This is a genomic window from Labrys okinawensis (assembly GCF_002982075.1).
Lineage (GTDB): Bacteria > Pseudomonadota > Alphaproteobacteria > Rhizobiales > Labraceae > Labrys > Labrys okinawensis_A.
Map to the genome: position 1 here is coordinate 152,010 of NZ_PUEJ01000001.1, position 12,153 is coordinate 164,162.

The 12,153-nt window shown below is 60.7% G+C and carries 17 protein-coding genes; 9 read left to right on the forward strand and 8 right to left on the reverse strand.

From position 1 onward, the window contains the following. Positions 1 to 99: 99 nt before the first annotated feature. Complete coding sequence (locus C5L14_RS00695; protein ID WP_105860113.1) at positions 100 to 324, reverse strand: tautomerase family protein; 225 nt, start codon at positions 322 to 324, stop codon at positions 100 to 102. A gap of 256 nt (positions 325 to 580) precedes the next feature. On the opposite strand from C5L14_RS00695, the gene C5L14_RS29870 reads away from it, so the two are divergent. Further along, on the forward strand, positions 581 to 1,096 hold the full coding sequence (locus tag C5L14_RS29870; protein ID WP_146126799.1) for a hypothetical protein: 516 nt from the start codon (positions 581 to 583) through the stop codon (positions 1,094 to 1,096). Between the two features lie 107 nt (positions 1,097 to 1,203). Beyond that, positions 1,204 to 1,794, forward strand: a complete 591-nt coding sequence (locus tag C5L14_RS00705; protein ID WP_181160947.1) for a general stress protein — start codon at positions 1,204 to 1,206, stop codon at positions 1,792 to 1,794. A 36-nt stretch (positions 1,795 to 1,830) separates the two neighbouring features. Here C5L14_RS00705 and C5L14_RS00710 read toward each other — a convergent pair whose 3' ends face one another. After that, entirely contained in the window at positions 1,831 to 2,094 is a 264-nt protein-coding gene (locus tag C5L14_RS00710) for a hypothetical protein (protein WP_105860115.1), read from the reverse strand. Between the two features lie 202 nt (positions 2,095 to 2,296). Here C5L14_RS00710 and C5L14_RS00715 point away from each other — a divergent pair, with 202 nt between their 5' ends. From C5L14_RS00715 to C5L14_RS00735, 4 genes are all read left to right on the forward strand, one after another. Beyond that, a complete protein-coding gene (locus C5L14_RS00715) occupies positions 2,297 to 3,262 on the forward strand; it encodes an SDR family oxidoreductase (RefSeq protein WP_105860116.1) in 966 nt (321 codons plus the stop codon). A 128-nt stretch (positions 3,263 to 3,390) separates the two neighbouring features. Continuing rightward, entirely contained in the window at positions 3,391 to 3,690 is a 300-nt protein-coding gene (locus tag C5L14_RS00720; protein ID WP_105860117.1) for a DUF982 domain-containing protein, read from the forward strand. Between the two features lie 141 nt (positions 3,691 to 3,831). Then, positions 3,832 to 4,065 carry a DUF2188 domain-containing protein gene (locus tag C5L14_RS00725; RefSeq protein ID WP_146126800.1) on the forward strand — a complete coding sequence of 78 codons (234 nt, stop codon included), beginning with the start codon at positions 3,832 to 3,834 and terminating at the stop codon, positions 4,063 to 4,065. Positions 4,066 to 4,538: 473 nt separating this feature from the next. Then, positions 4,539 to 4,784 (forward strand): DUF982 domain-containing protein, encoded by a 246-nt coding sequence (locus C5L14_RS00735; protein WP_105860119.1) that lies wholly within the window; start codon positions 4,539 to 4,541, stop codon positions 4,782 to 4,784. A 58-nt stretch (positions 4,785 to 4,842) separates the two neighbouring features. Here C5L14_RS00735 and C5L14_RS00740 read toward each other — a convergent pair whose 3' ends face one another. Continuing rightward, on the reverse strand, positions 4,843 to 6,321 hold the full coding sequence (locus C5L14_RS00740; RefSeq protein ID WP_105860120.1) for a glycosyltransferase: 1,479 nt from the start codon (positions 6,319 to 6,321) through the stop codon (positions 4,843 to 4,845). 103 nt (positions 6,322 to 6,424) lie between these two features. After that, complete coding sequence (locus tag C5L14_RS00745; protein ID WP_105860121.1) at positions 6,425 to 6,934, reverse strand: DUF6496 domain-containing protein; 510 nt, start codon at positions 6,932 to 6,934, stop codon at positions 6,425 to 6,427. A gap of 215 nt (positions 6,935 to 7,149) precedes the next feature. Here C5L14_RS00745 and C5L14_RS00750 point away from each other — a divergent pair, with 215 nt between their 5' ends. After that, positions 7,150 to 7,689, forward strand: a complete 540-nt coding sequence (locus C5L14_RS00750; protein WP_105860122.1) for a general stress protein — start codon at positions 7,150 to 7,152, stop codon at positions 7,687 to 7,689. A gap of 52 nt (positions 7,690 to 7,741) precedes the next feature. Here C5L14_RS00750 and C5L14_RS00755 read toward each other — a convergent pair whose 3' ends face one another. After that, the gene (locus C5L14_RS00755; protein WP_105860123.1) at positions 7,742 to 9,055 is read right to left on the reverse strand and encodes an Nramp family divalent metal transporter; all 1,314 of its coding nucleotides are present in this window, start codon (positions 9,053 to 9,055) and stop codon (positions 7,742 to 7,744) included. A 268-nt stretch (positions 9,056 to 9,323) separates the two neighbouring features. On the opposite strand from C5L14_RS00755, the gene C5L14_RS00760 reads away from it, so the two are divergent. Continuing rightward, entirely contained in the window at positions 9,324 to 9,809 is a 486-nt protein-coding gene (locus tag C5L14_RS00760; RefSeq protein ID WP_105860056.1) for a ferritin-like domain-containing protein, read from the forward strand. Between the two features lie 305 nt (positions 9,810 to 10,114). Here C5L14_RS00760 and C5L14_RS00765 read toward each other — a convergent pair whose 3' ends face one another. The 3 genes from C5L14_RS00765 to C5L14_RS00775 form a co-directional block, all read right to left on the reverse strand. Then, positions 10,115 to 10,402: a hypothetical protein gene (locus C5L14_RS00765; RefSeq protein ID WP_105860124.1), complete on the reverse strand. Its 288-nt coding sequence runs from the start codon at positions 10,400 to 10,402 to the stop codon at positions 10,115 to 10,117. A 194-nt stretch (positions 10,403 to 10,596) separates the two neighbouring features. After that, positions 10,597 to 10,815 carry a hypothetical protein gene (locus tag C5L14_RS00770; protein ID WP_105860125.1) on the reverse strand — a complete coding sequence of 73 codons (219 nt, stop codon included), beginning with the start codon at positions 10,813 to 10,815 and terminating at the stop codon, positions 10,597 to 10,599. A gap of 211 nt (positions 10,816 to 11,026) precedes the next feature. Then, complete coding sequence (locus C5L14_RS00775; protein WP_105860126.1) at positions 11,027 to 11,269, reverse strand: hypothetical protein; 243 nt, start codon at positions 11,267 to 11,269, stop codon at positions 11,027 to 11,029. A gap of 267 nt (positions 11,270 to 11,536) precedes the next feature. Between C5L14_RS00775 and C5L14_RS00780 the strand changes: the two genes are divergently transcribed. Beyond that, complete coding sequence (locus C5L14_RS00780) at positions 11,537 to 12,022, forward strand: ferritin-like domain-containing protein (RefSeq protein ID WP_105860628.1); 486 nt, start codon at positions 11,537 to 11,539, stop codon at positions 12,020 to 12,022. Positions 12,023 to 12,153 lie beyond the last annotated feature (131 nt).

Here is a 12,153-nt window from a genome sequence, read left to right on the forward strand (position 1 = left end):
TCCTGCTCAACCCTTCCGGTACGAGGTTGAAATATGCGATCCAGGCAGAAGGACAGCCGGGATTCGCGCCTTCGGGCGCCATCCCTCCGGCCAGGGTTGTCAGGTGCTCTCGGACCCGGTCGGGTTTCGCTGGCTCCAAAGTTCCGTGAGCGACTGTCCCTTGCGGCCCCAATTGTCCGTATCCACCTCGTCGATGACCACGAAGATGTATTCAGGATCACGGCCAAGCTCTTTCACGAGCACGTCCGTCATGCCTTTGATTACGGCTTTCTTCTGCTCGACGGACGCGATACCCTTCGCAATCTCGACTTTGACATACGGCAACGGCAATCTCCATGGCTGGGTAGGTCTATAAAAGGTCGGCGCGACAGTCGGTCAACGGCTGATAAATGGCCAGTCATATTTCGATTGGAACCCTCCGATACGCTGGCGCAGGGCAGGAGATTTCGAACATGCCCGGAACCAAGCGAGATATGGGTAGTTCGAACCCATGAACCGCTCGAACACCGAGCAACTCAGCCGGCAGAGAAAGCCTCGGGCTCGCTAAGCCCGGCGAGCGGCAATGCTCGGATGCATCGTGATGATGCAACCGCCGAGGGAACGGGCGGTGTTTCCGTCGGCGGTCGTCAATTGCCTGGCCGTATGGAACGGGCCGTCAAGCTGGATACCGATGGAGGCAGAACCGACGATGCGACGCTCTGATATCGCGGCGTGGTCTGATTTCGTGGCTTGGACCGCTTTCCGGACCGCCTTCAGAACCGGGTTGTTATTGGCAGCATCGCTGTGCTGGATAGCGCTGTACAGTCCGGCTGTATCGCAGACGTCGGACCATGATCCCAACGCGAAAAGTTCTGCCGATCCCTGCCAGTCGAACCCCCGCGACCGGTCAAAAAGCGAGGACAAGTCGGAAAATGGCGCCAACGCAGAAGGCGGCGACAACCGCCGGCCAAAGACGGCATCGCCGGACATGGAACGCTGCAAAGGCGTGTTGACACCACCGAAGACCGGCGACGAGGAAATTGAAAAACCGGCGCCCGATACCGGAACCACCCCGGTCATTCCTCCCGGGAAGGTGCCGGAGCAGGCGCCCAAGTGAGGCCGGCACCCTTCCTCGGCTCGCGAGGAAGGTGATGCAAGGATGCCGAGAGCAAGCTTCGCCGGGCCTGTTGGCGATGATTGAGCTTGCAGAGGCAGGAGGAGCGCATGACCCGTACGGTTTCAGCCTTATACGATCGCTATGATGACGCCACGCGGGCCGTGCATGCCCTTGAGGACATCAACATTCCCGGTGCCGACATCAGCGTGGTTGCCTCCAATGCGGATAATTTCTACGAGGATGCGGTCGCCGATGACGCCGTAGCGGGGGCCGGCATGGGCGCGGCTGTCGGTGGCGTCGGCGGTCTGCTGGCAGGTCTGGGCATGCTGACCATTCCCGGCATAGGTCCTGCCGTCGCGGCCGGTTGGCTCGCTTCCACCGTCCTCGGCGCGACGGGTGGAGCGGTCGTCGGCGGTGCCGCAGGCAGTCTGGTCGGCGCGATGACGGATGCCGGCGTGGCCCCGGCCGACGCCAATGTCTACGCCGAAGGCGTTCGGCGCGGCCGGACTTTGGTGTCCGCGACAGTGCCCGACGAGAAAAGCGCCGAAACGGCCGAGACGCTGCGCAAAGGCGGAGCCCTCGATATCGATGAACTCAGGACGTCCTATCAAGCCGAGGGCTGGACCCAGTTCGATATTCACGCTCCGCCGCCCACGGCCGAAAGCCTGCGCAACTATCGCAACGGAACGGCACCGTGATGGACGCTCCAGGCTTGCCGGCGGCCGCAGCTCGGTTCAGGACCTTTGAACGAATTTGTTGAAGCGGCTCACTCCGCCCTCCTCGGTGCGTTCCTGATAGAGGAAGGCCAGGTCGCGATCCTCGAACACGGCAAAGAATGCAGGCCAGGGCAGAGGTTCCAGTTCCTCCTCGGGCTCGCCGAAGTCGATCCTGAGGAGGCCGCCATCCATCGTGCTTTTGACTTTCGACGGCACGCCGCCGCGCTCCTCGACCCAACGCCGAATGAGCGCATGGTCGGTGGTCATGTGGGAAATCGACATGGCGTGAACTCCAATTGGCGTGAACTCGATTTGCCGAACGCCTCGCCGAACCACCCGGCTCATCAGGTTGTTCCGGCACAGTTGCCGGAACAACCTCAACCGGGCTCGGTTATGCAGGGCCGGTCCGCATCGCCTCGGGTGCAGACCAGCGTGAGCCATCTCTGCCTCGGATGGCGACTGCAACCGCGAACAGGAGCGAAGCATGACCAGCAATGGCACCATCGAGCGTCAGCGACAGATCCAAAGACAGATCGCCAAGGCTGATTTGCGTCATGAGGAGGACGCCAAGGCTTCTGCCCCGCAGACCGGGGCTCGCGCCTATCCGGTTCCGCCCTTCGGACAGCAGCACCAGGCCAAACCAGGGCAGGAATCCGACCTCGACCCGGCGCCTCTCTATGACGCGCCGTTCTATCGCGGTTCGGGCAAGCTGGAGGGCGGAGTGGCCCTGATAACGGGAGGCGATTCAGGAATAGGCCGATCCGTCGCCGTGCTCTTCGCAAGGGAAGGGGCGGATGTCGCCATTGTTCATCTCGGCGAGCCGTCGGATGCGAATGTGACGCGCGAGGCCGTGCGTCGCGAAGGCCGGCAATGCCTGTTGATCGAGGGGGACGTCCGCTCGCATGCCTTCTGCAGGAGCGCTGTCGCAACCACGGTCGCGCACTTTGGGCGGCTCGATGTTCTCGTCAACAATGCCGCCTTCCAGGTCCATGCCAAGAGCATCGAGGATCTGACCGAGGATCACTTCGATCTGACCTTGAAGACCAATCTCTACGGCTATTTCTTCATGGCACAGGCGGCCGTACCGCATATGAAGGAGCGAGCCGCCATCATCAATACCGGCTCGGTTACCGGCATGTTCGGCTCCAAGGAACTTCTCGATTATTCCATGACCAAGGGAGGCATTCATGCCTTTACCCGAGCGCTCGCTGCAAATCTGATTTCAAAGGGAATCCGCGTGAATGCGGTGGCGCCTGGACCCGTATGGTCGCCTCTGAACCCGTCGGACAAGGCCGCGGAGGACATCGTCAAGTTCGGCAGCGATACGCCGATGCGCCGGCCCGCACAACCGGAGGAAATCGCGCCCGCCTATGTGTTCCTGGCCTCGCCTCAGTGTTCGAGCTTCATCACCGGTGAAATCCTGCCTATCGTCGGCGGCTATGGCGGGTGAAGGTCCACGAGGGACGGCTGTCTTGTTCCCCTTGGCGCGACCGATCTTGAAATCCCGAGCCGCAGATCCAAATCATTGTCTCGGCTTCGAACAGCCCATGTACGCTATTGGTCTATTTGAGGTGCTCAATGTCAACAATACCGTTCCACCACCCGGTTTCGTTCAGGCTCGGCAAAGGCCGGGTCGTCGTCGTCCGATCGGTCCAGGAGGCGCTGGATTTTCTCGACAATCGCTGGCCTGAAGTGGGTGACGATCTTTACATAGCCGCGCGCTCCGCTTGTCTGGAGGCTCTGATGGACCCCGGTAAAGCCAAAGCCGCCCGATATGCCTTCATCGATGCACTGGGCGAAGCGGGACTCGAGCCGGCTTTCGAATTCGGCTTCATGGCGGCGATGGCAAACAGTTCGCGGCACCGGATGTCTTCGTGAATCGGGGTGGCATCGGCATCGCCGCGGCGGTGACGCAGGAGCCTGCGCTCTGCCGGGAACATTGAAGCGAGAAATCAGTTGGCAGTGCGCGCAGCGATGAATGCGAAGCATTTGGCGTTGCCCCAGCCTGGAGCCGAGCCGATGACCGAAGTTCGATATCTTCGGGCAGACGAAAATCTGCCGACGCAGTGCGACTGGATTCTGATCGAAGCATCCGGCCCGGTCTGGGTGGTAAACAGCGCCACCTATTCGGACGACAACGTCCCTTCCGACCCGATTGGACCTTTCCATACGCGTAACGAGGCAATCGCGGCCGCGACCGATTTGGCCAGGGTAGACGGCATCGCGACGGTCTATGTCCGCAACGGTGACTGAACGTCGGGATGTCATGAGAAAGATGAAGGAAGCAGAACCGGCGGCGACCAACCCGACAAGCGGATTATCTCGTCCGCAGGCATCGACTTGCCGCAGGGGCAGCCTGGCTTTTTTACTCGGGAACCATGAGGCGGCGGCGAGGTTGGGAGGGTAGAAAGGACCCCGGCATGCCTGACCCGAACGAACCCAAACCCGCCGATCCCGCGCCGAAGGAAGATCCGCCGCTGGCTCCCGAGCCAAGCCCGCCTTCGCCCAACGAAATGCCGATTCCGCCGACGCTCCCGGCGCCGCCTGCACCGGTGGAAGTGCCACAGCCGCCGCCGGAACCCTCTCCGAAGCCCCCCGGAGAGGTGTAGGCCGCGCACCATTCCCCTGCGTGGCTTGGGGAGTTCCCCCTTTTTTCTGCTGCAAAACCTGAAGCCCGATCTGAAACAGTCTTCGGCCTGTTCGGATCCGAAGAGCGGAGGTAGGAGATGCATGTTCACATCTGGAGTAGCCCGGTTAGACTGAAAAACGGTGCGGGGCAGCCCCGCATCATTGCCACCACCGAGGAAGCAGCCAACTTCCTACTGTTGAATTGGCCCATCGAGACCGGCGAGAAATTCGTGGAAGCGCGTCGCGCCTGCCTCGATGTCGTGAACGGCATTCGTCCGCCCGATGACGCCCGTCAGGCCTTCATCGATGCCTGCGAGGAGGCGGGCCTGTCCGTCGTTTCATGAGACGGGGGCTGCGGCTTTCGCCCTCACGCATCGCGATCTCTCCCGGGGATTCCGGCGGTCACGGCCAGCGGGTCTTGACCGTGTCCGTCATCAGGACGAGCCAGCGGCGAAGCTGGGTGAAGATCAGGAAATTGTCGTGTACGCGTTGCTGGGCGCTCCGCCCGAGCATTTCGCGCTTCCAGGGATCGCGCAGCAGGTCGTCAAGTCCTGCCGTGATCTGGCGGTGGTCCTCCGGATCGGCCAGCAGACAGCCGTCCAGGCCGGGACGGATCTGCTGGCGCAAGCCGGCCGCATGCGAGCCCAAAACGGCAGCGCGTTTCCACATGGCCTCGGTCGCGGTCAATCCGAAGCTCTCCTGCACGGAATTCTGGGCAACGATGTCCGAGCAGCGCTGCAGCGCATTGACCAGCAGCGCGTTGTGCTTCTTCGAACGCATGGGCAGCACGACGATCGCGACGTCCGCCTGAAGTTCCGGTTCGAGGCCGACATAGGCCCGGGCAAGCTCCGTCAACACGGCCTTGCCTTCGGGATCGTCCTGGATCGAGGCCGGGTGAGGTCCCGCCAGGACCAGGCGCGACAATTGCAGGGAGCGCCGATGCCGCTCCTCCAGGTTCTCCCTGTTCGCCTGGCCGCGCTTGAGGGCGACGAAACCCTCCATCAGCGGGCGAAATCCCTTCAGCCGGTCCCAGCGCGAGACCTGCGTCACGATCGGCCGGTGGAGGAGGCCGATGTCCTCCGGCTCGGTCGCGGGTGCCCAGCTTCCGTCCCGTTGAAGTCGTTGTGCCTGGTCGGAAAATGGAGGTGTCAGTACGGGTCCGGGCGGACGGATCAGGGCGCCATTGGCGAGGATGCCGACCAATTTATGGACCGACAGATCCCTGTTCTTGTGGCTGAGTGGATCGATGGCTGGATGGATGATGCTCGCCCGCCCGGCCAGGCAGCCAGGAATATATTCGGGGGCTGTGAACACCGCGTGATCATAGGCCTTGGTGAAGTCTTCGAGAAATGCCCAGGCGGCGCGGGTCTTCGGAGTTTCGCGATCGAGCCCGATATGGCAGCGCCAGATCGTGGCAATGTCCGATTTCCGGCTTGCAAGCGCACCTGCTCCAAGAGGTTGCGGGTCGTGGATGACAAGTACGTCTCCCGGGGCGGCATGGTGGAGGATCGCTTCGCAGGTCTGGCGGCTGACTTCCTCGTAGAGCCGGCGCTCTTCGTTTCCGAGATCGGGATCGCCTTCGCCATGGATCAGATTATGCAGCCTTTTGGTCAGTTGAAAGAAGGCGGGATTCTCCGAATCCATCACCAACCAATTGGCTTCGACGCCGAGCTCGCGCAACAGCGCGAGCAATGGCGGCAGCACCTCGGCCACGCCGCCGCCACGGCTGGTGCTGTTCACCATCCATACGCGGCGTCCCTTCAGCGAGGGAAGCAGGCTCTCGGCCTCCTGCCGCATCTCACGCACGGCCGTGCTGAGGGAAGCAATGCCTTCATAGTCCCCGAGAGAAACATGGTGTCGGGGTTCGACGAGATGCGCCATGAACACACTCCCCTATCGGCGGCGCCGGCTTCGACGTGGTCATGGCCAGTGGTCACCGTCGAGGGCAGACATCAGGGCGGTGCCGGGTGAGGCCGAATCTTCTTCAGCTATGGTGGGCTCGCGTCTCCGCGGCTTTTCGGGCAGCTTCCTTTCTTCCGCGAGGCCCCTTCGTGCGGGCCGCCTTGCGGGCGGCGGCGGAGCGGCCCGAACCACCTTTCGTCTCCGCAGCCTTTTCGGCGGCCTTCGAGCGCTCTCCGGCCGTGCGGCGGGAAGCCGCTCGTTTGGCCTGCCGGGACAGTGCCTCATGGGAGGCACTGTCCTTAGGTTCGTGCTCGAGGACTTCGGAAACGGCTTTGGAGACACGCGGGCGGCGCCTGGGTACGCGTTCGCCTTGGCCGACCTCATAGGCATATTCGGCGCTCTTGCGCGTACTTTCCTTCACCTTGCCCTTCTTGGGCGGCGGCAGGTCGACGCCGGCGCGCCGCGCCTCGGACAATCCGATGGCGATGGCTTGTTTGGCCGAGCGCGCGCCGTGCTCGCCGGCCTGGGTGCTCGGTGACTTGCCTTCGCGTTCGTCCTTTCGGGCCTTCTCGATGGTTTTCCTGTTCGGCATTGCTCGTCTCCGGATTCGGGCTGCACGGCCTCCCGATCTTTTTCAGGATTTCCATGGGCCTGGCGTGTCCTCTCCGATGGCCTAACTCGGCAGCGGGGCAAAGGATCCCGCCGACCATCCGGGAGGAGGGGGACCAAGCGGTCGAGCGGGCCTCGAAGGGAACATCGCTTCCGCCCCTGGGTTGAGAATCCATATGTTCCGTGGAGGGCATTGAGATGATCAGGATTATCTCGGCTTTATTCGAGACCTATCAGGACGCGGAGCGAGCGGTATCCCAGCTCGAGGCTGCCAACATTCCAAATACGGATATTTCACTGGTGACCGGCGATGTGGAGGCCTCGAATAGTTTTCAGCGCGACGTGATTGCCGGTACGGGAGCGGGCGCGGCATTAGGGGGAGCGGGTGGCGTGCTGGCTGGTCTGGCGCTGCTGGCCGCTCCCGGTGTCGGGCAGGTTGTTGCCGCCGGCTGGATAGCCGCGGCGCTCGTCGGCGCGACCATGGTTGCCGGCGCCACGACCGGGGCCGTCGTCGGTGCGGGGGCGGGGAGCGCGATAGGCTCCCTTACCGAGGCCGGCTTTCCAAGGGCCGAGTCTCATTTATATGCCGAATCCCTGCGGCGCGGGCGCAGCCTGGTGGCGGCCAGAGTGGCCGATGACAGAGAAGGCGAGGTCAGGGCGATCTTTGCGAAATTTCCGTCGCTCGATCCTAGTACGGTACGGTCGGCCTACGAGGCGGAGGGATGGACGTCGAAATGATCGATCTCGTCGTCGATCCCGTCCAGGGTTACAGTTCGATCCGACGGCTGGTTCAGAAGAAGGCAGAAGCCCCCATTCCCATGGCACAGAGCGCCATGACGCCAGTGGAGAGCCAGCCCAGGCTGCGCAACCAGCCGCCAATCACCTGCTCGCCCATGATTTTTTTGTTCGTCGACATCAGCATCATGATGGCCATGATCGGGACTGCGACGACGCCGTTTACCACCGCGCTCCAAAAAAGCGCCTGGATCGGATTGATCGGAGCGAAATTCAAGGCCACGCCAAGCATGGTTGCGATCGCTATCGTGGCATAGAAGGCCTTGGCGTCCTTGGGCTTGCGGGCCAAGCCGGTGGGCCAGCGTAACGCTTCGCCAAGCCCATAGGCGGCCGATCCGGCAAGCACCGGCACTGCCAGCAGCCCCGTCCCGACAATGCCGATGACAAACAGAAACTGGGCAAATTTGCCTGCCACCGGCTCCAGCGCCTCCGCCGCCTGCGCCGAACTTCCAATGTTGGTGATATGGTGCACATTGAGCGTCGCAGCTGCCGTCACCATGATCGAAAGCGCGATGAAATTGGAAACGCCCATGCCGACCAGCGTGTCCAATTCGATGCGTTCATCAGCCTCCTTGGCTTGTTCCGGATTATCCTTCAAAGGCTTGCGCTTGGGCTTTTCCTTCAGATCTTCCACCTCCTGCGAGGCCTGCCAGAAGAAGAGATACGGACTGATGGTGGTGCCGAAGATCGCGACGATTGCCATCAGGTAGTCGGAGGAAAATTCGATACGCGGCATAAAAAGTCCTGACGCCAGGGCTAGCCAGTCAATCTTCACGATGAAAAGTGTAGCGACATAGCTCAGTAGGGCCAGGCTGAGCCATTTGAGAATGCGAACATATTTTTTGTATTGAAGGAAAACCTGCGCAACTGCGCACCCGATTCCGAAAAGCACGACATAGACGAGGGCCGGGCCGCCGATAACGAGTTTGACGGCGTCCCCCATCGCGCCGAGGTCGGCCCCGATATTGATGACGTTGGCGGTCACCAACAGGCAAACACCCGAATAGGCTAGCCAATTGGGGTAATATTTGCGCAGATTGCCGGCTATGCCCCGGCCTGTCGTTCTGCCGAGACGGGCACTGATCATCTGGATGGCGCTCATGAGAGGATAAGAAAACAGAAGAGTCCAGCTGGCACCATAAGCGTATTGGGCGCCGACCTGCGAATAAGTTGCAATTCCACTGGGATCATCGTCGGATGCGCCGGTGATTAGACCGGGACCGAGAACTTTGAGTATACGAGGCTTGCTTGGCTCGACGGCCGGGCTGCGTGCGACTCTCGGCTCGAGGTCTCCCTCACTTCCACTCATTTTTGTCCGCCTTGCTGCGAGATATTCTTATTGTTGATCCGGCTGTTTCGGGCGCCGACTCCGGAAGGCTGCAAATCAAGCTGCTCGCTCGATCGGTGTGGCGTCATTCCTGTCGGAATGCGAGCTTATGAACTCGTTCGGTCGCTTTCGGTTCCGCCACGGCCCACCGATGCTGAAGCTGATTGCAGCACTTTGTGTGGAACGCATCGCATGCAACGCAGTTCTAGCCGGTGCCGCATGATCGGCTTGGATTACTCAGGAGGAATCAATGGCAAAGGAATTGCAGGACCTGTTCGTGGAGACGCTGAAGGACATCTACTATGCTGAAAAGCAGATCTTGCGTGCCCTGCCCAAGATGGCGCGAGAGGCCCAGACGCCTGAGCTGAAGAAGGCCTTCGAGACGCATCGGGAGGAAACCGAGGGTCATGTCGACCGTCTGCAGGAGATTTTCGAGAAGCTCGGCAAGCCGGCCCGCGGAAAGACCTGCGATGCGATCCTCGGCATCATCGATGAAGGCAAGGAAGTGATGGAGGAGTTCAAGGGCGCGCCGGCGCTGGATGCCGGTCTCACCGCCGCCGCACAGGCCGTCGAGCACTACGAGATCTCGCGCTACGGCACGTTGAAGACCTGGGCCCAGCAACTGGGCAAGCCGGACATCGCAAAACTCCTCGACCAGACGCTTCAGGAGGAGATCAAGACCGACGAGCTTCTCACCAAGCTCGCAGTGGCAGGCGTCAACAAGAAGGCGGCCTGATCAGCGAGCCGGATGCGTTTGCGGTACCGCTTCGTTGGCTTCGGCGATAGGCCGGAGCCATTTTGCCGAGTCCGGCCATCGCTCTCGTTGCCGAGCCCGGTGATGTCGGCGGTGGCGGATCGGCTGTCCAGCTCGCGACAGCCTGTCGTTATGGCGTTCTTCGATTCGATGGAGACGCCAAGCATCGCGAAGACGCGTCGACGCAAAGAGCTAGAGCAAATAAGCGTTCACATTTGAACGTATTTCGCTCTGGCGCGCCGGCGGCACGCGAGGCGAACCTCAGGTTTCAAGAAGGCGCCGAATGCTTAAGCAAGGTCGGATGCTTGGGGAGTGCGAAGATTCAGCAACTGCGAAACCCGGGTCTCGATCTGGGCCCTGATCTGCTCGGGCTTGCCATGGACGACGACGAAGTGCTCCACGTCGAAGTACAATGTCGAACTATCGCAATCATTGCCTTCGATATAGCAGATGCGTGTCACATTCACTTCGATCGGATGTCGATCGAAACTTCGTTCGAATGCGCAGAATATCGGGATATTGGCCTTCGTTCTCGTCCCTTCCGGCTGGAACGTCGTCTTCTGCGCTTCCTGCATTCCTACCATCCCACACAAACGCGAGCGCAACGATGGCTCTTCCAGTGGCGGAATTTAGCGATGGCGTTTTCGGGTTCAATACCGCCTGAAACCTTACGGTTAAAAAATTTGCCCGCCGTGCACAGGAAGCAACGAGCGGGCAAATATGGAAGGCACTTGGGTGAACTCTTGACCGGCAGTATCGTGCGTTATCTTCAGGCCGCTACGTCCGCTGGCGGGGTTATCGACGCGCACGTTTCGATGTGGCCGCGGGTCTCGGCGAGGTTACCCCTGACGACCACGAATTCGTCCTTCGCGAAATACATCGTCGTCGTGCCGTCGTCATTGCCTTCCAGATAGAGGACAAGGTTCACGTTCACCTCGATCTGGTGACGATCGAAACTGCGTTCGAAACTGCAGAAAATCGGTTTCACCGGTCCTGCTCCTTTCGGGTTAGCAGGCCCTGTACTAGGACCGTGGACACCATGCCCACTGCGTGTCGTTTCTCGCGTTCGCGAGCGCCCTTTACGCCTTCTCCTCCCGGAAAAGAATAGCCCGCTTGCCTCTCAGGCAGCGGGCGAGTTGGGCTGTCTAAAATCGACGAAGACTCAACCGATGAGCGAAGGCTTAGTTCCACGCCGGCGTCTAACAGGATTGATGGAGGACCAGGCCAGGCCTGCTTCTCGGCCTGGGCGGTTTTCTCTGGCTTGCGTCCTGGATGCGCATGCAGACGCTGAGCGCGTTGCCGTAGACCACGATGTATTCGCCATCGTCGAAGTGGATGGACGTGGTGTGGCCTTTGCCTTCCAGATAGCGGATCCGATTTATGTTCACATCGACAGGATGAAAGTCGCGTCCCCGCTCGAAGCGGCAAAAAGCAGGCGTCATGGGCTTTTCCTTTCGCAATGCGCGTGCCCAGAAGCGAGGCAGAAGAGCACCCGAACGTCGCCGTGCGCGACCCGGCAGCTTGACCGGATAGGGACAGTAGCACCCTGCGGCTTGGCGTCTATGGTGACCAAACGGCACTTGCGGTGAAAAGAATTCCCGTCGGCCACGATGCCGAGCCTGGGCCTGCCATTGAGGAACAAAACATCCGGGCCTGAGTTCAGCCGGAGGGTCTGGGGCAGCGTGCAGTTCGAAGACGGGATGAGCACAATGGCCATATCACCGAAGGTGAGCAGTGAATTACCGATCTCTCGGGATCGTCTTGCGGAATTATTGAACGAGGATCTTTCCCGCGAATATCAGGCGATTATTGCTTATGTCGTGTACTCGCAGGTCATCAAGGGCGCCGAATATATGAGTATCGCCGCCCAGCTGGAAGCTCATGCCCATGACGAACTGAAGCATGCGCTCATCCTGTCCCGTCAAATCGATTATCTCGGCAAGGTGCCGACCGTCGTGCCGAAGCCAGTGAAGACGTCCGAGGTGGCCCGGGAATTGCTGCGATACGACCTGGATAATGAGAATGAGACAGTACGCAATTATCGGGAACGCGTGCGTCAATGCGAGGCCTTGGGTGAGTTTGCCCTCGCCGAACAGGTTCGTCAGATCCTCGTGGATGAACAGGACCACCAGATCGATCTTGCCACCGCCCTTGGGGAGGAGGTTCCTGATATGAGCAATCCCGTGAAGAAGTAATGTTCTGCTCGCGCTCGTGATCGTTCTCTGCAGAATAGACGGCAGTCCCGAGAAATCTCAGGACGATGGAAATTCTCGATTTCGAGCCATATCGACTTCTCGCCCGCGATGATATTGTGGAACATGTGGCG

What these genes read in the sequence shown, in the direction of transcription:
- C5L14_RS29870 (WP_146126799.1), top strand. Translation starts at nt 581, where the DNA reads ATGATGCAACCGCCGAGGGAACGGGCGGTGTTTCCGTCGGCGGTCGTC.
- C5L14_RS00705 (WP_181160947.1), top strand. Translation starts at nt 1,204, where the DNA reads ATGACCCGTACGGTTTCAGCCTTATACGATCGCTATGATGACGCCACG.
- C5L14_RS00710 (WP_105860115.1), bottom strand. Translation starts at nt 2,094, where the DNA reads ATGTCGATTTCCCACATGACCACCGACCATGCGCTCATTCGGCGTTGG.
- C5L14_RS00715 (WP_105860116.1), top strand. Translation starts at nt 2,297, where the DNA reads ATGACCAGCAATGGCACCATCGAGCGTCAGCGACAGATCCAAAGACAG.
- C5L14_RS00720 (WP_105860117.1), top strand. Translation starts at nt 3,391, where the DNA reads ATGTCAACAATACCGTTCCACCACCCGGTTTCGTTCAGGCTCGGCAAA.
- C5L14_RS00725 (WP_146126800.1), top strand. Translation starts at nt 3,832, where the DNA reads ATGACCGAAGTTCGATATCTTCGGGCAGACGAAAATCTGCCGACGCAG.
- C5L14_RS00735 (WP_105860119.1), top strand. Translation starts at nt 4,539, where the DNA reads ATGCATGTTCACATCTGGAGTAGCCCGGTTAGACTGAAAAACGGTGCG.
- C5L14_RS00740 (WP_105860120.1), bottom strand. Translation starts at nt 6,321, where the DNA reads ATGGCGCATCTCGTCGAACCCCGACACCATGTTTCTCTCGGGGACTAT.
- C5L14_RS00745 (WP_105860121.1), bottom strand. Translation starts at nt 6,934, where the DNA reads ATGCCGAACAGGAAAACCATCGAGAAGGCCCGAAAGGACGAACGCGAA.
- C5L14_RS00750 (WP_105860122.1), top strand. Translation starts at nt 7,150, where the DNA reads ATGATCAGGATTATCTCGGCTTTATTCGAGACCTATCAGGACGCGGAG.
- C5L14_RS00755 (WP_105860123.1), bottom strand. Translation starts at nt 9,055, where the DNA reads ATGAGTGGAAGTGAGGGAGACCTCGAGCCGAGAGTCGCACGCAGCCCG.
- C5L14_RS00760 (WP_105860056.1), top strand. Translation starts at nt 9,324, where the DNA reads ATGGCAAAGGAATTGCAGGACCTGTTCGTGGAGACGCTGAAGGACATC.
- C5L14_RS00765 (WP_105860124.1), bottom strand. Translation starts at nt 10,402, where the DNA reads ATGCAGGAAGCGCAGAAGACGACGTTCCAGCCGGAAGGGACGAGAACG.
- C5L14_RS00775 (WP_105860126.1), bottom strand. Translation starts at nt 11,269, where the DNA reads ATGACGCCTGCTTTTTGCCGCTTCGAGCGGGGACGCGACTTTCATCCT.
- C5L14_RS00780 (WP_105860628.1), top strand. Translation starts at nt 11,537, where the DNA reads ATGGCCATATCACCGAAGGTGAGCAGTGAATTACCGATCTCTCGGGAT.